17 protein-coding genes and 1 other RNA gene are annotated in these 23,992 nt (G+C 42.4%); 15 read left to right on the top strand and 3 right to left on the bottom strand.

Annotated elements, in window-relative coordinates:
• The first annotated feature begins 269 nt into the window (after nt 1-269).
• From QUA40_RS07470 to nuoK, 12 genes are all read left to right on the top strand, one after another.
• A complete protein-coding gene (locus QUA40_RS07470; protein WP_333123457.1) occupies nt 270-2,201 on the top strand; it encodes a glycosyltransferase family 39 protein in 1,932 nt (643 codons plus the stop codon).
• A 150-nt stretch (nt 2,202-2,351) separates the two neighbouring features.
• Nucleotides 2,352-2,594 carry a hypothetical protein gene (locus tag QUA40_RS07465; RefSeq protein WP_333123456.1) on the top strand — a complete coding sequence of 81 codons (243 nt, stop codon included), beginning with the start codon at nt 2,352-2,354 and terminating at the stop codon, nt 2,592-2,594.
• Nucleotides 2,581-2,979 (top strand): HNH endonuclease signature motif containing protein, encoded by a 399-nt coding sequence (locus QUA40_RS07460; protein ID WP_333123453.1) that lies wholly within the window; start codon nt 2,581-2,583, stop codon nt 2,977-2,979. Before QUA40_RS07465 ends, QUA40_RS07460 begins: the two co-directional genes overlap by 14 nt.
• A gap of 181 nt (nt 2,980-3,160) precedes the next feature.
• Nucleotides 3,161-4,183 carry a ParA family protein gene (locus QUA40_RS07455; protein ID WP_333123450.1) on the top strand — a complete coding sequence of 341 codons (1,023 nt, stop codon included), beginning with the start codon at nt 3,161-3,163 and terminating at the stop codon, nt 4,181-4,183.
• Between the two features lie 81 nt (nt 4,184-4,264).
• Complete coding sequence (locus QUA40_RS07450; protein WP_333123448.1) at nt 4,265-4,483, top strand: hypothetical protein; 219 nt, start codon at nt 4,265-4,267, stop codon at nt 4,481-4,483.
• 128 nt (nt 4,484-4,611) lie between these two features.
• Nucleotides 4,612-4,749: a ParE family toxin-like protein gene (locus QUA40_RS28960; protein WP_445301129.1), complete on the top strand. Its 138-nt coding sequence runs from the start codon at nt 4,612-4,614 to the stop codon at nt 4,747-4,749.
• A gap of 135 nt (nt 4,750-4,884) precedes the next feature.
• Nucleotides 4,885-6,660: a serine/threonine-protein kinase gene (locus QUA40_RS07440; RefSeq protein ID WP_333123443.1), complete on the top strand. Its 1,776-nt coding sequence runs from the start codon at nt 4,885-4,887 to the stop codon at nt 6,658-6,660.
• A gap of 186 nt (nt 6,661-6,846) precedes the next feature.
• Nucleotides 6,847-7,237, top strand: a transfer-messenger RNA (tmRNA) gene (gene ssrA, locus QUA40_RS07435).
• Between the two features lie 348 nt (nt 7,238-7,585).
• Nucleotides 7,586-8,704: an NADH-quinone oxidoreductase subunit NuoH gene (gene nuoH, locus QUA40_RS07430; RefSeq protein ID WP_333123440.1), complete on the top strand. Its 1,119-nt coding sequence runs from the start codon at nt 7,586-7,588 to the stop codon at nt 8,702-8,704.
• Between the two features lie 102 nt (nt 8,705-8,806).
• Nucleotides 8,807-9,382, top strand: a complete 576-nt coding sequence (gene ndhI, locus QUA40_RS07425) for an NAD(P)H-quinone oxidoreductase subunit I (protein ID WP_333123438.1) — start codon at nt 8,807-8,809, stop codon at nt 9,380-9,382.
• A 190-nt stretch (nt 9,383-9,572) separates the two neighbouring features.
• Nucleotides 9,573-10,196, top strand: coding sequence for an NADH-quinone oxidoreductase subunit J (locus QUA40_RS07420; protein ID WP_333123436.1), 624 nt, complete (start codon nt 9,573-9,575; stop codon nt 10,194-10,196).
• A 188-nt stretch (nt 10,197-10,384) separates the two neighbouring features.
• Nucleotides 10,385-10,690 (top strand): NADH-quinone oxidoreductase subunit NuoK, encoded by a 306-nt coding sequence (nuoK, locus tag QUA40_RS07415; RefSeq protein ID WP_333123533.1) that lies wholly within the window; start codon nt 10,385-10,387, stop codon nt 10,688-10,690.
• A gap of 84 nt (nt 10,691-10,774) precedes the next feature.
• On the opposite strand, the gene folB is transcribed toward nuoK, so the two are convergent.
• Together folB and QUA40_RS07405 are read right to left on the bottom strand one after the other, a co-directional pair.
• Complete coding sequence (folB, locus tag QUA40_RS07410; RefSeq protein WP_172190257.1) at nt 10,775-11,131, bottom strand: dihydroneopterin aldolase; 357 nt, start codon at nt 11,129-11,131, stop codon at nt 10,775-10,777.
• Nucleotides 11,132-11,283: 152 nt separating this feature from the next.
• Nucleotides 11,284-12,657, bottom strand: a complete 1,374-nt coding sequence (locus QUA40_RS07405) for a serine/threonine-protein kinase (protein ID WP_333123433.1) — start codon at nt 12,655-12,657, stop codon at nt 11,284-11,286.
• Nucleotides 12,658-13,810: 1,153 nt separating this feature from the next.
• Here QUA40_RS07405 and QUA40_RS07400 point away from each other — a divergent pair.
• Nucleotides 13,811-16,705 (top strand): response regulator, encoded by a 2,895-nt coding sequence (locus QUA40_RS07400; RefSeq protein ID WP_333123432.1) that lies wholly within the window; start codon nt 13,811-13,813, stop codon nt 16,703-16,705.
• The gene (locus tag QUA40_RS07395) at nt 16,702-18,519 is read left to right on the top strand and encodes an EAL domain-containing protein (protein ID WP_333123429.1); all 1,818 of its coding nucleotides are present in this window, start codon (nt 16,702-16,704) and stop codon (nt 18,517-18,519) included. Before QUA40_RS07400 ends, QUA40_RS07395 begins: the two co-directional genes overlap by 4 nt.
• Nucleotides 18,520-18,556: 37 nt before the next feature.
• Here QUA40_RS07395 and QUA40_RS07390 read toward each other — a convergent pair whose 3' ends face one another.
• Nucleotides 18,557-21,757 (bottom strand): PAS domain-containing protein, encoded by a 3,201-nt coding sequence (locus tag QUA40_RS07390; protein WP_333123427.1) that lies wholly within the window; start codon nt 21,755-21,757, stop codon nt 18,557-18,559.
• A 347-nt stretch (nt 21,758-22,104) separates the two neighbouring features.
• Between QUA40_RS07390 and QUA40_RS07385 the strand changes: the two genes are divergently transcribed.
• Nucleotides 22,105-23,490: a response regulator gene (locus QUA40_RS07385; RefSeq protein ID WP_333123424.1), complete on the top strand. Its 1,386-nt coding sequence runs from the start codon at nt 22,105-22,107 to the stop codon at nt 23,488-23,490.
• Nucleotides 23,491-23,992: the final 502 nt, after the last annotated feature.

The raw sequence follows: 23,992 nt of genomic DNA, 5'->3' as shown, positions 1-23,992 counted from the left end.
GGTCTAGAAAGCAGGTTGCTCCGGTTTTATTGAGAATGTTGGCAGATTTGAGTTGAACCTGAGATATTGCGTTTTTCAAGAGCGGGCGGGACGCCCACCCCACAAGAAGCTTGATGTCTTGTGGAACAGGCATCTTGCCTGTTCTTGAGAACGCTGCAAGATTTGAATTGAACCGGATTCGATCGAATTCCGAGTTTCGAGAATGCGAATCTTTCGGTAGACTCTCTATGCGAGCTAAAATTTAAAATCTAAAATCGCAGGAAGTTTGGGTGAAGGAAGTTATTAAAAATTTGTCAGAGTTTAGGAATCGCCCCATCGCACCAAAGCTGCTGTCGCTGTTGTGGCTGTGCGCGATCGCCTGGGTAGGTTTCTTGTGGAATCTCGGCAACATCGGTTTAGTTGACGAAACCGAACCATTGTTTGCCGAAGCCGCCCGTCAAATGACGGTGACAGGGGATTGGATCACTCCTTATTTCAACGGCGAAACCAGGTTTGACAAGCCACCGTTGATTTACTGGCTGATGGCGGTGGCTTACCGCACTCTGGGCGTTAACGAATGGGCCGTGCGTCTTCCCTCGGCTTTGTGCGCGATCGGTCTGACTTGCCTGGGATTCTATACCCTACAACAGTTCACTCACTCGCAGGAAGAACGAAGTTCGGCAACGAGCACTGTACGGGATTTAACGGATGTCAGGAAGCAGGAAGAAGTTCGATGGAAGCCGGAAGAAGAAACAGAGAATCAAAACTCAAAACTCAAAACTCCCCGTCTCCCACTCTTTCTTTCTACTCCTTGGATTGGTGCTGCCCTAATAGCTTTAAATCCCCACACTATTGCCTGGGGACGGACTGGCGTTTCAGATATGCTATTAGTCGGCTGTATGTGTTCGGCACTACTCGCATTTTTCCTTGGTTACACTCTAGAAGAACAGAGAGAAAAAGCCGAATTTTCCACTGTTTCCGCTTCCCGATTTCCCAATAAGTGGTATCTGACTTTTTACGTACTAATTGCCTTAGCAATTCTGGCTAAGGGGCCTGTGGGAATTGTCGTGCCAGCGCTGATTGTTGGCAGCTTCGGGCTTTATTTGGGAAATTTTCGGCAACTTTGGCGCGAAATGCGTCCGGTGTCGGGAATCTTGATTATTCTCGCGATCGCCTTGCCTTGGTACATTTTGGTTATTTTAGCCAACGGTCAAACTTATATTGACAGCTTTTTTGGCTATCACAATTTCCAGCGTTTTACGGGAGTAGTCAACAAGCACTCGGCGCCTTGGTATTTTTACTTTTTTGTAGTGCTAGTGGGTTTTGCACCTTGGTCGATTTATTTGCCACTCGCGATCGCCCGTACCCGTTTTTGGCAGCGCAGTTACTGGCGTCGTCAACCGCGCTCGGCTCAGTTGAGTTTGTTTGCCCTATTTTGGTTCGGCTGCATCTTTGGCTTTTTTACGATCGCCGTGACCAAATTGCCGAGTTATGTATTGCCTTTAATCCCCGCCGCTGCGATTTTGGTAACGCTGCTGTGGAGCGATATTATTGCAGGCAACGAACCCGAAAACAGGCGGGGAAAGTTAGAAAAAAAACCGAATTATTTACCGCGAGGACTGTTAGCTACATACATTTTCAATGTTGTCTTTTTACTGATTATAGCCGGAGCAACTTTCTACTGCTACAACTGGCTGGGAGATGACCCGGCAATGCCCAATTTTCCCCAAGCAATTCAGCAGTCGGGATTGCTGATTGTCGGCGGTACGATTTGGATAGTTACAGCCGTGGCGATCGCACTTTTACTCTGGAAGCGGCAACAGCGCTGGATTTTGGTTGCTAACCTGATCGGGTTAGTAGCATTTATCATCTTTGGTCTTACTCCCGCCTACAAAGTGGTCGATATCAACCGCCAGTTACCTCTGAGGCAGTTAGGGCAGGTTGCGGTTCAACAAAAACTGCCGGGGGAAGAGTTTATTATGGTTGGTTTCTGGAAACCAAGTCTGGTTTTTTATACCCAAGAGCCGGTGACTTACTACCGATCTCTCACAAAGGCGATCGACTACATTAAGGAATCTAAAAACCCAACTTCTTCCTCTATTTTGTTGCTGGGATATCCAGAGAAATTTGTGCAATTAGGATTGCAGCCAAATCAATATCAATTGTTGGACAGTCGGGGCGCTTACCAACTCGCCAGGGTTCCGAAAACAGCGTTTCGATAGTGTATTGTACTGCGGCTGTGGCAAGCCGACCTATAGGGTGTTTTATAGGGGCAATCCTGCGTGGTTGCCCGTGAATCTGTAGATGGTGCGTCCAGGACTGCAAAAGCTATAATCTACTCACTACCTAAAACCCTAAGCTCGGAGCCTACAATGGTTTCAATTCTCAACAAACCCTCCTCGTTAATTCATGAGATTTGCATTGAAAAAGTTGATCGGTGGAAGTTGTTCAAATTTAGTGAATCGCTCCAACAGCGCATGGAACAATTGTTAGAGAAAAAAAAGGCAGATCAACTAATGGCAGAAGAGGTAGCGGAACTCGACGCCATTGGGGAATTAGATCGCATCTTTACCCACATCAATGCAATGATGGTGGCTCAAGATGTCAATCAGTGAGCCTACAAGACAAGCGATTCGAGAAAGAGCGAGATATTTATGTGAATACTGTCATTCCCCAGAACGTCTAAGCGCGAATCGCTTTACCGTAGATCATGTTATTCCACGCTCTTTAGAAGGTTCTGATGACATTAGTAACCTTGCCTTAGCCTGTCGTCGTTGCAATGAGCGACGTTACAATTTTGTTGCCGGGGTCGATTCAGAAACCCAAGAGATAGTTCCTCTTTTCAATCCTCGCCGTCAACAATGGGCTGAGCATTTTGTATGGGTAGAGGGTGGAGTAGTAATTCAGGGTGTTACACCAACAGGACGAGCCACTTGCACCCGTCTCGATCTGAACGATATGCGCTATCCAGAGGAAGATTCTATTCGAGCAACCAGGTGATTTTGGATACAAACTGGGCTGCATCCTTCACCCAGCGATCCGTGTCAAACTTAACGTAGTAATTTTTGTGAGACGACTAAACCAATAAAATTCAGACTATTTTGGTGTACTATTTTTAGAGATGATGTACACTTGTCCCAGTACAACCATTAAAAAACCATTATTTAGGCAAAAAGCAGGTATGAAAAAATACGCTTACTGGAATAACAAAGGCGGTACAGGTAAAACTAGCTTGGCATTTCAATCTGTCGCTATCTTTGCTGAACGCAATAAGCAGGCTAAAATTCTGGTCATGGATCTATGCCCTCAAGCTAATATCTCCGAACTATTTTTGGGTGGTTTGCTGGGTAAAGGTAGTGAGAACCTTCTCAAATTACAAAGTTATAGCCCAAGAAAAACAGTTGGGGGCTATTTCCAAGAGCGGTTGCCATCACCGTACAAGATGCCACAAATTAATGTACAAGATTTTATAAGTAAGCCGTGTGTATTCAATCAGAACATATCTGATAATATATATCTGCTTGCTGGAGATGCGCTTGTTGAACTGCAAGCGAATGCAATCTCAACTTTAGCCAATACTCAAATTCCAGGAACTGATACTTGGCTTAAGATTGTGGATTGGCTAAATGACTTCATTAACAGCTTGGATAATGATTATGATTACATCTTTGTAGATGCTAATCCAAGCTTTTCAATATATACACAAATTGCTCTTGCGGCTGTTGATTCCGTCATTTTGCCCGTGATGGCAGATGATTCTTCTAGAAGGGCTGTGCAAAATGCCTTTTCATTAGTTCACGGTATTAATTTGCCTTCACCTATTTATAGTCAACATAACTTCTCGTCGCGGCTAAGCTCCGCTGGTAGGGCAACTCCTCAATTTCATGTGTTTCCCAAAAATAGGCTTACTCAGTACATGGGTGCAGCTTCAGCGTATCACTCAGTACTGACATCTATTGACCAGATGATTTCAGAGATTTTGTCTTCAAGGCCTTCAGTATTTTCGTTTAGTAATATCAGTGATGGGATTGTTGAGCTTCGTGATTTTCAGACAACGGGTGTAGTTGCTTTTGCTTTTGGTCTACCTTTTACAGCAATGAAACCACGTATATATAATATGTATGCCGGTACGGATACTCAAGTAAAAGCTGAGTATCTAGACAACTGTATAGAGTCAATGGATAGGCTAATTTCAAAGCTATGAGCGTGTTTGGACTACGCTCAACTTGCCTGAAACAATGGATAATGTATAGGATGCCATTTTAATTGTAAAAGTGTGGTAGCCATGACTGAGTTACTTGAACGTGCGATCGCCAAGTTGAAAACATTGTCTGCCAGCGAGCAAGATGCCCTCGCTTCAATGATTCTGGAAGAACTTGAAGACGAGAGGCGCTGGGATCAATCGTTCTCCCGTTCCCCAGATGTTCTTGCTAAGCTCGCAGCGACTGCAATGACTGAGTATCATGCAGGCAAAACCCAAGAACTCGATCCAGAAAAATTGTGAATTCACGCACTACAATCGAGTTCCGTAAATTATTTGCTGATTTACCTCAACAAGTTAAAGAGCAGACGCGAGCGTCCTAGCGCCAGTTCAAAGAAAACCCAAGTCATCCCAGCCTGCGTTTCAAGAAGGTGCATCCAGAGTTACCAATCTATTCTGCCAGAATTAGCCAAAACTATCGAGCAGTTGGTCAGTTGGATGGAGACAGTGCGATATGGTTTTGGGTTGGTTCACACGCAGATTACGATAAGTTGCTGGAGCAGTTGTAGCACCATAGGTGGAATCGACTCGGGAAGGAATGGCAACGCCGATCGAGGATTGCGATCGCCCTTTGGACTGGTGAGGAGAGCCCACTATACGTGCCATAATCAGCCATATTCTCTGGTACGCGATCGCCTGAACCTATGGATGCGCTAATCGGCAAAACTTTACAGGGTGGAAAGTACACCCTAGAACAAGAATTGGGCCGCGGCGGCTTTGGAATAACTTTCAGGGCAAATCACCGCTATTTAGGACAGCCTGTAGTCATTAAAACCCTCAACGAATCTCTGCGGCAGCAACCCAATTTTGCTGAGTTCGATCGCAAGTTTCAAGACGAAGCGAGGCGGTTGGCTTCCTGCGTTCATCCGAATATTGTCCGCGTCAGCGATTTCTTTGTGGAAGACGGGCAGCCTTACATGGTGATGGACTACATCGCCGGTCAGAATTTGGGCGATGTAGTCGGTTCAAATAATCCGCTGCCAGAAAATCTCGCAATTTCCTACATAACTCAAATTGGTGCTGCTGTGAAGGCGGTTCATCAAAAGGGTTTGCTGCACCGAGATATCAAACCACAAAACATTATTCTGCGCCAGAATACTCAGGAAGTTGTGTTAATTGATTTTGGAATTGCCCGCGAGTTTACTCCCGGTGCAACTCAATCTCACACTAATATGGTGTCCGATGGCTACGCGCCCCCAGAACAGTATTTTGCCCAAGGAAAATATACGCCCGCAACAGATGTTTACGGTATGGCGGCGACGCTTTACACTTTACTGACAGCACAGGTGCCGGTGGCTGCAATTTTGCGTACCAGCCAGCCGATGCCTTCGCCCCGCGACTTGCAGCCTCAGCTAAGTGCGGCTGTCAGCTCTGCGGTGATGCGGGGGATGACGGTAGAAGCTCAAAATCGCCCTGCTAGCGTGGATGAGTGGCTGTCGCTGCTGCACGGGCAGCCTCATGGTGCTGCGTCGCCGGACACCGGGCCCACGGTGGCGGTGATTCCGGGACACGGGCCTCAGTCGCCTGCGGGTTCCAGAACAGCGCCTGCTGTGGTGTCTTCTGGGGAAGGCAACCGCAAGATTTGGTGGATTTTGGGGATCGTGGCGATCGCACTTATTGTTGCAGGTTTTGTCGGTATTGCTAGGGTTTTCCTCAACCGGCCGTCTTCAGAACCCGCACCGGTGGCCCAGGACGATCGCACTTCGGCCCCAGCAGATCCAGACGCGCGCTCAAGGCCCGCACCAATTCCCGCGCCGACACCAACGCCAGCGCCGACTCGCAGAGAAACTCCGCCACCTGCTGCTGAAACTCCAGCGCCCGCTGCTGAAACTCCAACACCAGCCCCAACTCCAACACCAGCCCCAACTCCAACACCAGCCCCAACTCCAACACCAGCCCCAACTCCCGAAGCTGCCGAACCCACACCAACGGAAAAACTTGTTGACAAAGAGTTGCCGCCAGATCGATCGCCCGCACCCAGCGAACAACCGGGAACCAGTTATCAGAAGACTCCCACAATCCCTGGGTTTGCGGTTGGTACGCCGGAAAGTCAGATTTTATCCCAATTGGGAGAACCCACTGACTCTCAAGCCCGGGGCTATTGGCCGAATACTCGCACCGCACTTTATGAAATATTGCCAAATCGGATTACTCTCGGCTACATTTACGATCGCGATTCGGGCGAGCTAGTACAAACAGAGGGTTCTTTTGCCCAGTCGGTGGACGATTTGGTGGTGCGAACCGCCTTAAACGGAATGGTGGGCGGGGCCAGCCGGGAGATTTTGCAAGGCTTGGGCGACGTGCAGCAGCGCCGGAGTAATCGGTTTACGTTTAGGAAGGGTTCCCTCGAAGGGATGATCGAACGCAACGAGCGCGATCGGATTTACATCGGCGTCTGGGACGACAACTTGCATGATTAATTAGGAATTACGCACGGGTGGTCAGAAACCGGGTTTTTTGCCAGATACTTGGTTACAGCCCGCATTAACGGCAAAAAACCCGGTTTCTTTAGTCCCCAATCCAAAATCTAAAATCCAAAATCCAAAATCTAAAATCGCTTGACTTGACGCAACACGAAATATTGTCTATAATTAAAGAACACACGAGGGGCTGTAATGGTTTCGACAGGGTGGCGAAAGCTGCTCCGTGATGCAGGTCGAGAGGGAGTCTACTCTCGTTAATATCGGCTCAAAAAAAATAGTAAATGCGAACAACATCGTTCCTTTCGCTCGCAAAGCCGTAGCTGTAGCCTAAAAACTTCTTGAGCTTGGTTTAGAGTGTATGCCACCTCACTCCGTTAACGGTAGCATAACAACCCCCAACGGATGCCCTAGCTAAACGTTTCTAGTCGGCTAGCTAGGAAAGCAATCACTAGAAAATCCCCCCATTTGGGATAAAGATGGTTCCCGCCCCGAGGATTAGAGGGGATAAACCTGTGAACGATCGGAAGGTAAATACCCATTTTGGACGGCAGTTCGATTCTGCCCAGTTCCATAAAAAAAGTGACGTAAAATCAATGGTTTAAGCCATTTGAAAGTTACTTTAAAGCATTAAAAGGGCCCAGAGTTAACTCTGGGCCCTTTTGTTTGGCATTCCATGTTCATTAAATCTAAAATCTACTAAGCTTGTTGCCAGACTCAACATACATAAATTGCAAACCCATTAGCTAACCTGGGCTCTCACATAAAAATAATTTCACCCTCTCTGTAAGTTCTTGGAGCCTGTCGGGCGATATACTATTAGGCGGTAAAGCATTAAAAATCTTTACAAAGACCCCGATTTCTAAGCCTACTCCTACAAAGGACGGGTGAAAAATTATATGCTGAGCGCTCAAAAGCTGGACAAATGAACCCAGGAATTGACTTACAAGGAAGTTTCGTAGAAGCCCTCATGAATTTGGGCTTACCGGCGGACATCGCCCAAGTGCTTTGGCTACCGCTGCCAATGTTGCTGATGATTGTCGCTGCCGTTTTCGGGGTACTCACTAGCGTCTGGCTGGAACGGAAAATTTCCGCCGCCGCTCAACAGCGGGTAGGCCCGGAATTCATCGGCCCTCTGGGAGTTTTAGCACCCGTTGCTGACGGTCTGAAGTTGGTATTCAAAGAAGACATTGTACCGGCCAAAGCTGACGCGCTGCTATTTACCCTAGGGCCGGTAATTGTGGTGATTCCAGTTTTTCTCTCCTACTTAATCGTGCCCTTCGGAGAGCATATGCTGATTGCCGATATGGGGACAGCGATATTTCTGTGGATTGCCCTGTCTAGCATTCAGCCGATCGGCTTGCTGATGTCCGGCTATGCTTCAAACAACAAATACGCCCTCCTCGGCGGACTCAGAGCCGCGGCTCAATCCCTCAGCTACGAAATTCCCCTAGCTTTGGCAGTATTGGCAGTCGTGATGATGTCCAATAGCCTCAGTACGATCGACATCGTACAGCAGCAAGCCGGCTACGGCATTGTCGGCTGGAATATCTGGCGGCAACCTGCTGGTTTCCTGATTTTCTGGATTGCAGCATTAGCAGAATGCGAACGCTTGCCCTTTGACCTCCCGGAAGCAGAAGAAGAATTGGTAGCAGGATATCAGACTGAGTACACAGGCATGAAATTTGCTTTGTACTATATCGCTTCCTACGTTAACCTCGTCCTTTCTTGCCTGCTAGTAGCAGTTTTGTACCTCGGCGGCTGGGAATGTCCGATTCCTGTCGAAGTGCTGACAAATGCCCTGGGATTGAGCGAGACGACTCCTTGGTTACAGGTAATTACTGGCTTGCTGGGCATTACGATGACCATGTTGAAAGCCTACTTTTTCCTGTTTCTGGCAGTTCTGCTCCGGTGGACTCTGCCGCGAGTTCGGATCGACCAATTGCTAGATTTGGGATGGAAGTTTTTACTTCCCGTTGCTCTAGTTAATTTGCTATTGACCGCAGCTTTGAAACTTGCCTTTCCCTTTGCTTTTGGGGGTTAATTGATAATAGGTAAATGGCAACAGGTAAAAAAAATAGCTGTTAACCAATTACCTATTATCAATTAGCAATTACCAAAAACTCAAGTACAGAGAGAGAACACCATGCTAAAATTCCTCAATCAAGTAGGCGAATACGCCAAAGAGACTCTTCAAGCTGCTAAGTATATCGGTCAAGGGCTATCTGTTACTTTTGACCACATGAGACGCCGGCCGATTACGGTGCAGTATCCTTACGAGAAACTAATTCCTTCGGAACGTTTCCGGGGCAGAATTCACTTTGAATTTGACAAGTGCATCTCATGCGAAGTCTGTGTTCGGGTATGTCCGATCAACTTGCCTGTAGTGGATTGGGAATTTAACAAAGAAACTAAGAAGAAGCAACTCAAGCACTACAGTATCGATTTCGGAGTGTGTATCTTCTGCGGTAACTGCGTAGAATATTGTCCGACTAATTGTTTGTCGATGACAGAAGAGTATGAGTTAGCCACCTACGAACGTCATGAATTGAATTTTGACAACGTGGCTCTCGGACGTTTGCCCTACAAGGTTACAGATGACCCGATGGTGACACCGCTGCGGGAATTCGCTTATTTGCCGAAAGGTGCGATCGACCCGCATGAAGTTTCCTACACCGATCGCCGCGCCGGTCTGCGTCCAGAGGAAATTATCGAAAAGTAAGTAATGGGGCATGGGGCATGGGGCATGGGGCATAGTTAGTAGTTAGTAGTTAGTGGTTAATGGTTAATGATTACTTGTTAGTAGTTTTTCTAATAACAAATAACAAATTTCCCATGCCCAATGCCCAATGCCCAATGCCCAATGCCCAATGCCCAATGCCCAATGCCCAATTAACAGAGGATAAAAAATTGTGAATCTAGCTGAAGGGGTTCAAATTGTTTCATTTGGCATATTGTCCGTAATGATGATTGCAGGAGCATTAGGAGTAGTGCTGTTATCCAACATCGTTTACTCAGCTTTTTTGCTGTGCGGCGTATTTACCAGCATTGCCGGCTTGTACTTGTTGCTGAATGCCGACTTTGTAGCAGCAGCGCAGGTATTGATTTATGTTGGCGCTGTTAACGTCTTGATTTTGTTTGCGATTATGCTGGTGAACAAGCGAGAAGAGTTCCGCACAATTCCCAACGCTTGGGTGCGTCAAGTAGCAACAGCAGTAGTTTGCGTAGGCTTGTTTGCGCTTTTGGGTACGATGGTGGTGTCTACTCCTTGGGCTATTGTCGCGACGACAGGAGCACCGGCCGAAAGTTCGATCGTCACTATAGCCAAACATTTCTTCACCGACTTTTTGCTGCCTTTCGAGTTAGCATCAGTGTTTTTGTTGATGGCAATGGTGGGAGCAATTGTCTTGGCGCGCCGCGATTTCTTCCCGGATGAACTGTCAAAGAAGCTATCCGAAACACCTGCTTTGAGTTTGCCGGAAAGACCTCGCGAATTAGTTTCTGCCGGAGATGTGTCTTCGCCAGAATCTAAGTAAAAGTAGTGAGTCTAAATGATTCGTACAATTAAGGTAGAGGCAATTTACCCGTGGTTGCCCGGAGGTAGGTACGGAGCACTACCCCTACTGTATGAATGATTTAGACACGCTATAGTAGGGTGTGCACTGCACCTATCTCTATGTCTTGTAGTAATGTTGATTGAGAAAGACTCAAAAAATTTATGCAACTGCAACTCCAGTATTTCCTGTTATTATCCGCCGCACTTTTCTGTATTGGTATTTACGGTTTGATTACCAGCAGAAATGCAGTGCGCGTGTTGATGTCGATCGAGTTGATGCTGAATGCTGTCAATCTCAATTTGATGGGTTTCTCCAATTATCTCGACCCCGTACAAATTAAGGGCCAAGTATTTACCGTGTTTGTAGTTACGGTAGCGGCGGCTGAAGCTGCGGTGGGTTTGGCAATAGTTTTGGCGATTTATCGCAACCGCAATACCGTAGACATGGAAGAATTTAACTTGCTGAAGTGGTAATTCATCAATAGTCATCAGTCATCAGTCATCAGTCATTAGCGACAAACTAATGCAGATTAAAGACTGATGACTAAGGACTAAGGACTAATGACTTCTAGTAATTTCTAGAGTAATTCTACCCCCGAAATCAGGGATGGGGGCAGCAGGTTTCGAGAGTTGTAGTTTAACTTTTTCGACTAAGGGTAGTTGTAAAAGCGCTTGAGCTATAGTATCTGCTAGGCGTTCGATTAATAAAAACTTCGAGTCTTTGACTAGCTTTTGAATCAGAGTAATTGCGCTGCGGTAATCAAGAGTATGTTGAATATCATCACTTTTTCCAGCTTGCGATAAATCCAGCCAGAGAGTAACATCCACTTCAAACCACTGCCCCAAAACTTGCTCTTCAGGCAGATAGCCCGTATATCCGTAACAGCGAATTCCTGTAAGTTGAATAGAATCCATTTTGCAATAAACTAAAAGTGCGTTGTCTATACCAATTTGTATTAAACCAGATAAAGTTCTCTTTCTCTTCCTCTCTTTTTTTGCCCTTTTCCTTCTCCCTCTGCGCTCTTTGCGCCCTCTGCGGTTCAATCACTCTTATTCTCTCTTAAATTTCACAACTCTCCTCCTTTCTCCAACTTGTCCAGTAAATCCTCAGCAACTTCATACCATTTCCGCCTAATCTCAGCATCTTCTGGCTTTTCTGTCAAGGTACGACCTTGGAATTCGGGATATTTATTGTAATATAATTCATCAACTTTTTGATAGAATGTATCTTGATTAATGTTGAGATTTTTGCGCCGTTTACCAATCTTTTCTTGACGAATTATTTCGGCTTCCTCTAAGGATGTATCGGGAGGTTGCTGGCGGGAAGAAAATTTAGGTAAATCCGGCAATTTGGGCAACGTGAAACCCGATTTGACTACACTAAAAGCTAAGATTCCCGGCACCAAAATCACACTTAAACTCCCTATGGTTTTCCAAGGAATTAACTTGAATGTGCTGTTGTTGTTGTTGTTGACAATTTGAGGAGTTTGGTGAACAGGAGTATGATTATTGGTAGCAGTTTGAGGGGTGTTTTTGAAAGGGCGGCCGACAAAGTTCATTGTCACCATTTGGGAAATTATAATGCCAATTTGAGAGAGTTTTGGATCTTTGAGTGCTTCGCGGACTGCTTTTGCAGATTGGTAGCGATCGCCCGGTTGTTCTGCTAACATCTTATCCAACACAGTGCCGAGATTTGAGCTGACACTGACGTGCGATCGCCAATCCCAAGTTTTGCCGTTAATATCGTACAATTTTTGAGGCTTTTTGCCGCTTAACAGTACCAAAGCCGTGACGGCTAAAGCGTATAAATCGCTAGCGGCAGAAACTTTCCCCAGTCGCATTTGTTCGGCTGGCGAATAACCCTGTTTGCCGATCGCCGTATCCGATTGTCCGTTAAACTGAAGTACGGCATTGGCTGCAATTTGCTTAACAGAACCGAAATCAATTAAAAATGGTAGTTTGTCAGCATCATGCTGAATAATATTATCCGGGGAAATATCGCGGTGAATTAAATTTTTTGAGTGGATGTATTCTAAAACTGGTAAAAGCTGAAATAGCAGTTGAGTAACTTCAGCTTCGCTAAAATCTTTACCTTGTTGCTGGCGCCATATCAATATTTCTTCGTAGGTTTGACCCTTGATATAATCTTGTACTAAAAATAAAGATGGATTCCCTCCCAAATCCGTTCGCAGGAGTTCTCGAAACCGGGGGATTTGCGGGTGTTGGAGGTTGTAAAGCATACTCGCTTCGCGATCGAACAATTCGGCAGCTTTCGGGCTGTGCACCACCGGAGAAAACTCTTTGAGCACGCAATGTTCGTTGTAGCGGTTGATGTCTTCGGCAAGGTAAGTGCGCCCGAAGCCGCCCCGGCCCAATTCGCGGAGGATTCGGTAGCGTTTTTCGAGAGTCGAACCAGGGATGAGGAGGGAGGAGTTAGACATAAACCACGGCAAATTGTTCGATTTGGGGAGTCGCCGAGCACAGTATAGCTTATTGTAGCTAAGTTTGTTTGAATGCGAGGGAAGGAAGGGCGATCGCCCCAGCAATATCAATCCTCTACTCAATAGCTTTACCGATCGTTTGATGATGTAGACTCTCCCTCATCATTATCAAAAAAACGACTAAACTAAGCGCTATTTCTGGACTATTTTTTAACTAGAATTGCTTCTCATCCTGATACTGTCGTCAAATCGAGGTGAAGTCAACTGGCTTTGCGTATTCTGCACAATTCTGTCCCAGTAGGTGATTCACCTTTTCCGGAAATGTCTAATGTTTCTGCTCCCAATGACAACTTGAGTAATTTTACTTAATTCTGTCTGCTCTGGAAATAGCGATCGCCTCTAGGGGAAGTTATACAAAATATAAACATTTTGTCAATGCGTAAGTCATAGAAGTAAGATACGGGAGAGCGGTCTTTTTCTGAGAGTTAGCAACAATTCTATACATAAATTTTTGTCAACAAATGTACTATAGCAATCCTAAATGATTATACTCGTTACCAGGAAGAGCCTGGTAACGCATATCCGGAAGCTCTGCTTCCATAGTCTCCGCCGAGGCAGAGCAAGAGTGACATCGGTTTCCAGGCTCTTCCTGGGAACCTGTTAACCAGTTATTGAAACTGATGCGAGGATTGCTATACTCTATCGTCTCGAACAATAGAATATTTACCAAAGGTAGGAGTCTTCCGTAGAGAAGAGGATAGAATAGTTGTAGGACTAGAGCCTGTTACATTAATTTTAATGTAATGTAATAAAGATAACATTGTTAGCATCTTCGTTCAACTAGAATAGATATTCGGCAAAAGACAGCGTAATATTGATATTAATCAAGTACCTGCTGGGCAAATTCTAAAAAAGTCTCAATCAGTTAGTGAAGGACTGCCACTCCCAAAGTTTCGTTAGGTCTCATCTTGGTTCCACCTTTTATCCTAAATATTTTTGTGGGTGTAGGAATAAGGGGGTATGTATCTTTACATAATTGACAAACAACTACTAAAGAAATTGTCAAACTCTACCATGAGGTTAGAGCGCCGATTGATAATTATCTTAATAATAGCTATTTTAAAATAAATCATTACTCATTACTTATTACATTATGAACAAACACCTACACCAGCGCCTGGCAGAACCCATAAATTTAATTGCGTTGTTGTTGATTTTTATATTTCCTTTTGCTCTGGTAGTTTATCAATTACTTGCTGAAATTGATAGTAAAATTGAATGTACTCAAAAAGAAAAACTCGGCTTGGCTTATAACTATCCTTTGAAAAATTTGCTTGTCGCTGTTATTGAACACCGCACGCAAGTTAATCAATATTTAAATGGGGACAAGTCTTTAGCCCCTGCGATCGCCACGGCAACAGAAAAGATCGAGACGGCAATCCAAAACCTCAATGCCGTGGAAAAACAGCTATTGCCCCAATTTACAGCTAGCCCGCAATGGCTAGCGCTCAAAACTTCCATTAATGGCAACTGGCAGCAATTAAAAAAGCAAAAATTAAACTTATCTCCTACCCAAAGCTGGCAAGCACATACAACTGTTGTTAACCATATCCTCGATTTAATTGCACACATCGGAGATGTTTCTAATCTCATTCTCGACCCATCTTTAGACAGTTATTATTTAATGGATACCGTGGTCACGCAGCTACCATTAACGATAGAAAATACGGCTCAAGCTAAAGATATCGGTGCAAAGATCGCCGCTCAACACGCTAAACAAAGAATTACAGACAGCGATCGAGCAAAACTTTTGATTATTCGGAGTCTAATTGCACCCCCTATACAAGCAGTGGAAAGAGGCTTGCAAATTTCTGCTAATGCTAATCCGCAAATTCAGCGGCAGCTATCCACTAGCGTGCGCGAAAATTTCAAGAATATCAAAAGATTTATTGACTTACTCGACAAAGATATCATTAATGCCAATATCATCAACTTACAGCCATTCGTATATAGAGCTACAGCCGAAACTGCCCTAGAGTCCCAATTAAAACTTTACGATAAAGCTTTTCCACTTTTAGATCGTTTATTAGAACAGCGACTGAATCAGTTAGGGGGTAGAAAATATCAAATCATCGGGTTTGCACTGCTAGTATTAGCGGTAGTTACTTACGTTTTTATAGCTTTGGTCAGCAACAGCAAAAAGCGGCAGCAATTTGAAAAAGAATTGCAAGCTGCTGAAGCCAAATATCGCAGCATTTTTAACAATTCAATTAATGGAATTTTCCAATTTACGCCAGCCGGCGCATATCTTAGCGCTAATCCAGCCTTGGCTGAAATTTATGGTTATAATTCTCCTGGCGAATTCATTAGCAAATTAACCAATATTAACCAACAACTTTATATAGATCCCAACCGCCGAGAAGAATTCATAAAAATTATAAGCGATCGCGGCAGTGTTGCCGACTTTGAATCTCAAGTTTATCGCCGCGACGGTAGTATTATTTGGATTTCAGAAAATGCTCGCGCTATTTGTGATGAAAATGACCATATTCTCTACTACGAAGGTACAGTAGAAGACATTACCGAATACAAACGTGCCGAACAAGAAATTTATGCGGCTAAAGAAGCCGCAGAAAATGCAAACCAAGCCAAAAGCGAATTTTTGGCTAACATGAGTCACGAACTGCGAACCCCACTCAACGGGATCTTAGGCTATGCCCAAATCCTCAAACGTTCTGTAAAACTAGGAGAACACGAACAAAATAGCGTTGAAATTATCTACCAATGTGGTTCTCACTTGCTAACTTTAATTAACGATATTCTCGATCTTTCTAAAATAGAAGCTCAGAAAATGGACCTCTACCCTACAGAATTTCATTTTCCCGCTTTTCTACAGGCCGTTGCCGAAATTTGTCGCATTCGCGCCGAACAAAAAAGTCTCAAATTTAGCTACCAACCCGATCCCGATTTACCCATTGCCATTCACGCCGACGAAAAACGCTTGCGACAAGCATTAATTAACCTTATTGGTAACGCCATCAAATTTACCAAAATAGGAGAAATAAGTTTTAGTGTCAGTTCAATTGAAAAAAATATTAATTTTTCCCATCAAACTCTCTATAAAATTCGCTTCAGTGTCAAAGATACAGGAGTAGGAATTAAACCCGAAGAAATCGCCAAAATATTTTTACCTTTTGAACAAGTTGGATCTCGCAAAAATCAAGCAGAAGGAACGGGATTAGGACTGGCAATCACTCAAAAAATTATTCAATTAATGGGTAGTACCATTCAAGTCACGAGTCAATTACAAATGGGCAGTATTTTTGGGTTTGATTTAGATTTATTAGAAGCCACAGAGTGGGTTAATACAAGCTCTCAAACTGACAAAGGTAAAATTATTGGATTTAAAGGAAATCCCCAAAAAATTCTCGTGATTGACGATCGTTGGGAAAATCGCTCGGTAATTGTTAATTTACTGACTCCTCTAGGATTTGAAGTAATAGAAGCGACTAACGGTAAACAAGGATTGAACATAGCAACTCAGGCTAAACCAGATTTAGTGATTACAGATTTAGTTATGCCAGAAATGGATGGATTTCAATTGATGGAATACTGGAAAACAAGCTTAGAATTAAAAGATATTAAAATAATTGTTTCTTCGGCGAGTGTTTTTGAAACAGACCAAAATCAAAGCTTACAAGCTGGAGCAGTTGATTTTTTAGCCAAACCAGTTCAAGCTGAAGAACTTTTAGAAAAGTTAGAACTTCATTTACAAATAGAGTGGATTTATGAAGCTGCATCATTGATGCCTTCAGGAAGGAAACCCAATTACGATAAAATTGTTCCTCCTCCTCCAGAAGCATTAGATAAACTGTTGAATTTGGCTTTGCGAGGTAATTTGAAAGAGATTATAAAACAGACAGAAGTTCTTGAAGAAACCGATCCAAAATATATGTCTTTTGCGTCAAAATTGCGGCAGTTAGCTAAAGAGTTTCAAGAGAAAAAAATCTTGGAAATGCTCACTCAATACAAGGAAATAAATTTATGAAAAATTTAATGTCTTACTCAAATACTATTTTGGTAGTGGATGATGTCCCTGCTAATTTAGGAATCTTAGCGGATTTCCTCAGTGAAGCTAGTTTTGAGGTTTTGGTAGCTCAAGATGGAGAAAGTGCTATTCAAAAAATAAATTATGTGATTCCCGACTTAATTTTATTAGATATAATGATGCCCGGAATAGACGGCTTTGAAACTTATGAACGCTTGAAAGCAAACCCCTTATGGAGTCAAATTCCTGTAATTTTTATTACGGCTCTTTCGGAAACCGATAATGTTGTCAAAGGTTTATCTTTAGGAGCCGTAGATTATATTATTAAACCTTTTCAAAAAGAAGAGGTTTTAGCGAGAATTAAAACTCATTTGGAGCTGCGACATTTAACTCAAATTATTGAAGCTAAAAATCAGCATTTATTGCAAGAAATTGCTGAACATGATAAGGCTCGTGCAGAGTTAAAACAGCTAAATCAAGAATTAGAAATTCGAGTCAAAGAACGAACAGCAGAACTTTCTCGAACGCTGCAAGACTTGTACAGAAGTCAATCTCAATTGGAGCATAATGCCTTCCATGACTCCTTAACAGGTTTGCCAAATCGAGACTGGTTGATTAAGAAATTGCATGAATTAATTGCAGCAAATACAAGTTATTCTGTTTTGTTTGTTGACTTAGATCGTTTTAAAATTATAAATGATAGCCTAGGACATTTAGCAGGAGACGAGCTACTAAAGTGCGTAGCCAAGCGGATGCAAGGGTGTTTAAAACCTTGCCAAATATCAACGCGAATGGGTGGGGATGAATTTGTTATTTTACTACAAACAGAAACCGGAACTTTAGTCGCTCAAAAATTATTAGAACAGTTTAAGTTACCATTTAATTTTAATGAATATGAAGCTATCGTAGAAGCGAGTATTGGTATAACTTCTAGTGCAATAAATTATCAACACCCGATGGATATCCTTAGAGATGTGGATATTGCGATGTATCGAGCCAAAAAGCAGGGAAGTGGTAACTATCAGGTTTTCGATCCACAGATGCAAGCGGATGCGATCGCACGCCTCGAACTGGAGCAAGACTTGCGAAAAGCGATCTCTCAACAAGAATTTTGCTTGTACTATCAACCTATTGTTTCCCTCATTACTGAAGAAATTAAAGGTTTTGAAGCTTTAATCCGCTGGAATCATCCCAAAGGCATGATTTCACCCGATCAATTTATCCCTGTTGCTGAAGAAACAGGATTAATTAATCCTTTAGGTTGGTGGATTTTACAGGAAGCTTGCAGCCAGTTAAGACGTTGGCAAGAGGAATTGCCTGACCTGCCTTTGAAAGTGAACGTTAACTTTTCTCCTATTCAATTCCAGCAAGTTAATTGCTTGGAAAAAATTGCAGATATTTTACAACAAACTGGGATAAATAAAAACACTTTAAATATAGAAATTACTGAAAGTTGTCTATTAAAAACAACAAGTTTTAACTTTGAATTTTTAAAAGCTATGGGTGTTGGTATATGTATCGATGATTTTTGTACTGGCTACTCTTCATTAAGTTTACTCAAAGAGTTGCCAATTGATACTTTAAAAATCGATCGTTCCTTTTTGCAAAACTTGGCTCGAAATCCCAACGATACAAGTTTAATTCAAACAATTATATTATTAGGTAAAAATTTAAATATGGAAATTGTTGCTGAAGGATTGGAAACTCAAGAACAAATAGAAATTATTCGAGAACTAGGATGTTTTTTTGGACAAGGTTACTTTTTTTCTCGCCCCTTAGATAGTCATAACGCTACGCGGTTTATAGGCTTATAATTAAAATATTATTATCGCGTTATTTTTAACCATCAATTTAATTTTTTTTGTCGGTTTTATAATCGTTCATAAATAACCGTAATTGTTTTTCCTGAAAGCTTGCAGCCAATTCACCTACCCGTTCGGCAAAGGGAATATATTTTGCATCCAAATTTTTAAAATGTTCAACTTGTTGAGTCACGGCTTTTAAATTACCTCTCATAACCAAATCGTATAAAATTACCAGTTCTTCATCTGGTGGTGGTACTAACGAAGAAGCGGAATCCGATCGCACGGATTGATTGACATTTTGATTGAGGTGAGATGACTCTTGATATACCCAAGATATCCTTAAATGCTTTTGTAGCAATACAAATAACTCAGCCGCCTGTACGGGTTTAGGTAAAAAAGCATTTGCGCCCATATCTAAACTCTTATGCTGGTCAGCTTCAAACACGCTAGCTGAAGAAACGATAATGACTAAATCTTTAAACTTAGGTTGAGAGCGGAGACGGCTTACTAACTCGAAACCATCCATTTCTGGCATTACTAAATCAGTAATAATAGCATTAAAATCGCCACAATTGACTTGTTTTAAAGCTTCTTTGGCATTCGTAGCTTCTAGCACTTCAAAGCCAAGGGGTGTTAACAAATGAACGAGCACAGATCGATTTTCCCACTGATCGTCAACTGCGAGAATTTTCAGTTTAGTTCCTTGATAGCCAGCGATCGCAGCTTGTAGCTGAATGGCCGATTCCCATTTACTAGCAGAAGGTAAATCTAAATCAAACCAAAATTGGCTGCCAGCATTTAACTGACTGTTAACTTGAATACTGCCACCCATCATTTCGATGATTTTTAAAGTAATTGCTAATCCCAAACCTGTTCCTTCTGACATCTTATCGGTATTGCCTACCTGTTCAAAAGGTTGAAAGATTTTCTGCATTTTCTCTTCGCCGATCCCCACTCCAGTATCTTCAATTTGAAAGCGGATAGAGTTGATGGCATTTAATTCATTAGGGTTGGTTTCTAAGGGTACTGATTTTATAAGTTGAACTTTGAAGGTAACGCCCCCTCGATCGGTAAATTTTACAGCATTACCTAAGAGATTAATTAAAATCTGCCTTAAGCGTTTTTCATCCCCTTGCACGTTGGTGGGTAAGGAAGAGTCAAATTGACAAATAAAACTGATGGCTTTTTGTTCCGATCTGAGGCGAAAGATTTGGCTGACATCTTCTAAAAATGCCCAAAAATGAAATTGCGTCGGGTAAAGTTCTATTCTCCTAGCTTCGATTTTAGAAAAGTCGAGGATGTCGTTAATTAAAGTGAGCAAATGAGAGCCACATTGATAAATAATTTTTAGACTATTTACCTCTTGATTGTCTAAGTTTTTTGAACGCATGAGGATTTGAGCATAGCCTAAAATCCCGTTGAGGGGTGTGCGAAGTTCGTGGCTCATGTTTGCCAAAAATTCGCTTTTGGCTTTGTTCGCAGCGTCGGCAGCTTCCTTGGCTATTTGCAATTCTATTTCTGCTTGTTTGCGATCGGTCAGATCGGTGTGAGAACCGACTAAACGTAAAGGTTCGCCTTCCGCATCCCGCTCGACAACTCGACCTCGCGATAGTATCCACCTGTAGCTACCGTTTTTGTGTCGCATCCGAAATCCCCAACTATAAGGTTCGTTACTTCCATTTTTTAAAAAGTCTGCGAAAGAGTCTAATACCGGGTGTAAATCATCGGGGTGAACCAGTATCTTCCAAGAGCTAAATAGGTTTAAAATTTCGCTATCTTGATAGCCTAGCATCGCTTTCCATTGGGGTGAAAAATAGATGGAGTTTGTTTGAATTCGCCAGTCCCAGATGCCCTCATTCACGCTTTCTAGCGTTAATTGATATCTTTCTTCGCTTTGCCGGAGTGTTTCTTGGATCTGTTGGCGATCGCGCATTTCTTGCTCTAATGCTTGGGTTCTTTCTGCAACTTTTTGTTCTAAGGAGTTCGAATAATCTTCTAATTGTGCGTAAGACTGCTTGAGTTGCTGGCTCATTAAATTAAAAGAAGTCGCTAGATCCCTGATTTCTTGAACGGAGGAAGTAGTTACTTTTTGCTCAAAGTCACCACCAGCGATCGCGCTTGTGGCTTTACCCAAACGCCGAATCGGTCGGGCTATCCATTCAGAAGTCACAATTCCCAAAACAGTTGCCAAAAATAGTGCCAAAAGACATAATAAAATTGTGGTATTTCTGCTGGCATTAATGTGTTCCATGAAATCATTTTCTGGGACTGCAATGACAATTAACCAATCAATACCTTTACCATCTTGAAAAGGGACAACTTGTACAAATTGTTTTTTCCCATTTAGTGAGAAATCTAACTGCTGAAAACTTTTAATATAATTGAGATTGTTAAATTGCTCTGTTAAATATTTAGCAGTAGCTTTGGTTAAAATATCTTTGCTGTCAATAGCTGGAAATCGTTGCTGATTTCGGTATGGTTTTTCTGATGTGGAAGTAGCAACTAGCATTCCAGTCGGCTCAATAATAAAAGTCTGTCCCGTTTTCCCAACTTTTAAGGTTTGCAAAAAATTCCCGATCAGGGATAAACGTAGAGTTGCTGACAAGACACCAAGAACCTTTCCATCTTTGTCAAAAACAGGTTGACTGGCTGCCATTACAGGAGTAGGAATAAGCTCGCCAAACTGAATTTTACTCCAGATGGGTTTGCCAGCTTTTATGCCCTGTTTATACACTTTAATTTTTCGTGGATCGAAATTTTCAACGACCTTGATTAATTTGAGCCTTTCTCCTTGACTACCAGCCAAATACATCTTTATCTGATTCGGCTTTGTTTTCTCTGTTGCTTGAATTACTAGCTTTCCTTCATCATTACTAGCAATAGATATACCTTCCCCTTTTTCATTGATCATTATTATGCCATTTACACTATTAAATCGATTTTTTTGTTGCCAAATATGACGCTCCCACGCTCTCATATCTTCCATGCTCAATTGACCCAGACTAACAGCATCAGCATTAATTTGATTAACTAAATGGGGAGTAGCAAGATATGTTTGCAAATTCTGCTCAATTCTCGTGGCAATTTCACGGCGTAACTGTCCTGCTACATCATTAACTGCTTTCTGTCCGTTTTGTAACGAAAAATATCCGGTTAACCCTACGGCTGTAAAGATTTGTAAAACAAAAGGAAGAATTAAGACACGGCGTAGCGGCATTTTCGGGAACTTAGCAATATTTGTACACATAACTTTTTAGGAATAATGTATTTGTCTATACTATAGAGCAATAGAATCTTTACCAGACGTAGGACTCTTCTGTAGAGAAAGGGATAGGAAAGCTATCAGACTAGAGTGTGTTACAAAAACTTTACGTTAAAATAAAAAAGATTACATTGCTTGGCATCCTCGCTGAACTATAATATGATGATACACCAAGGGAACAAAATTACTTTTTTTCCGCCCCTGAGATAGTCAGAACGCTACGCAGCTTATATTTGAAAAATCCTGCTGATTGGCTCTGCAAACTCGCAGCTTAGATAGTCAGAACGCCACGCGGCCTATAATTAAAAAACCAAGGAGAAGGCTAAACATTTATGAATAATTTGTCTTTTTCAAAAAACACCATTTTAATTGTAGATGATAATCCTACAAACTTAGGTGTTATATTTAACGTTTTAGATGAAGCAGGGCTAGAAGTTTTAGTAGCTCAAGATGGAGAAAGTGCGCTGCAAAAAATAGAATATATCACCCCCGATTTAATTTTATTAGATATAATGATGCCGGGAATTGACGGATTTGAAACTTGTTCTCGACTGAAAAGTAACCCGTCAACTTCAGGAATCCCGATCATTTTTATGACCGCTCTTGGCAACACCGATCAAAAAGTCAAAGGTTTGAGCCTTGGGGCTGTAGATTATATCACTAAACCCTTTCAAAAAGAAGAAGTATTAGCTAGAATTCAAGTTCATTTAGAGTTGCGAAACTTGACCAAAGATCTGGCAAGCAAAAATCAATTGCTCCAACAAAAAATTGAAGAAAAAACGACTTTAGAAAAAACTTTACAACAATTGAATCAAGAATTAGAAAAACGAGTTGAAGACCGAACCTCTGAACTAAAACAAGCTCTACAGACCATACAACAAGCTCAACTCCAATTAATCCAAAGCGAAAAAATGTCTACCCTCGGTCAATTAGTGGCTGGAGTGGCTCATGAAATTAATAATCCAGTAGGCTTTATCAAGGGAAACCTGACTCATGCTGAAACTTATATTCAAGATTTATTAGAAATTGTTCATCTTTATCAGCAACAGTTTCCCTCTCCAGGTGCAGCGATTGCAACTCGTGCCGAAGAAGTGGATTTAGAGTATCTCATACAAGACTTACCCGAGCTTATTTCATCCATGAAAGTGGGCGTAGAACGAATTCGTCAAATAAGTGTATCTTTAAGAACTTTTTCCCGCGCTGATAGTACATCAAAAGTAGAAGCTAACCTGCATGAAGGGATTGACAGTGCATTACTAATTCTACAACATCGATTAAAAGCAAATGATACACGTCCGAAAATAGAAGTCGTTAAAGGATATGGAAATTTACCTCTAGTACCGTGCTACCCCGGACAGATAAATCAGGTATTTATTAACATTATTGCTAATGCCATTGATGCTTTAGAAGATTCTCTTCTGAAGCAAAATTTGGAACAAATTCAAGTAAATCCCAGACAAATTATGATTTGCACTGAAGTTGACCGCCAGCGAAATATTGCCATGATTCACATTAAAGATAACGGTTTGGGAATGCCGGAAGAGGTACGCACTAAAATATTTGATTATCTATTTACAACCAAGCCAGCAGAAAAAGGTACGGGATTGGGTTTATCAATTAGTCATCAGATTGTTGTAGAAAAACATTGTGGTCAACTGAGTTGCTTTTCAGAACAGGGTGTTGGGACAGAGTTCATTATTGAAATTCCTTTAGCCTAAAGGGAGAGCGTAGGAATTAACGCATTTATTGGAGACTAAACCGACGTAGCAGACAACGTCTCTACTCGCTCAATGAGACCCTTCATTTAGACGCGCTATATAGCGGTTCAAAGCAGGATTTATCAACGCCCTTGGATAAATGATGATTTCATCCCCGCAGTTCCCCCAGCCAATCAATAAAAATTAAGAGAAGCCGCTAGGACTTATATCAATTCCGGTTGCACCGTCAGGTGATTGTTGACTGTTGACTGTTGACTGTTGACTGTTGAAGGAGGGGTTGAAAAACTGAATGGTTGAGTGTTAACGGTTGACTCGATTTTATTATTCCGATGCAACCGGAAACGATATTACGCATGACACAATGTTTATATTTTGTATAACTGCCCCTAGAGGCGATCGCTATTTCCAGAGCCGACAGAATTAAGTAGGGCTTGCTGAATATATCGATCGCACTTGAGGTAGCCTGGGTTTTGAGCGCGCGATCGAGAATAAAGTGCAAGAT

It is taken from the genome of Microcoleus sp. Pol11C3, from assembly GCF_036701485.1.
Taxonomy (GTDB): domain Bacteria; phylum Cyanobacteriota; class Cyanobacteriia; order Cyanobacteriales; family Microcoleaceae; genus Microcoleus.
This window is presented reverse-complemented; position numbering and strand designations above follow the sequence as displayed.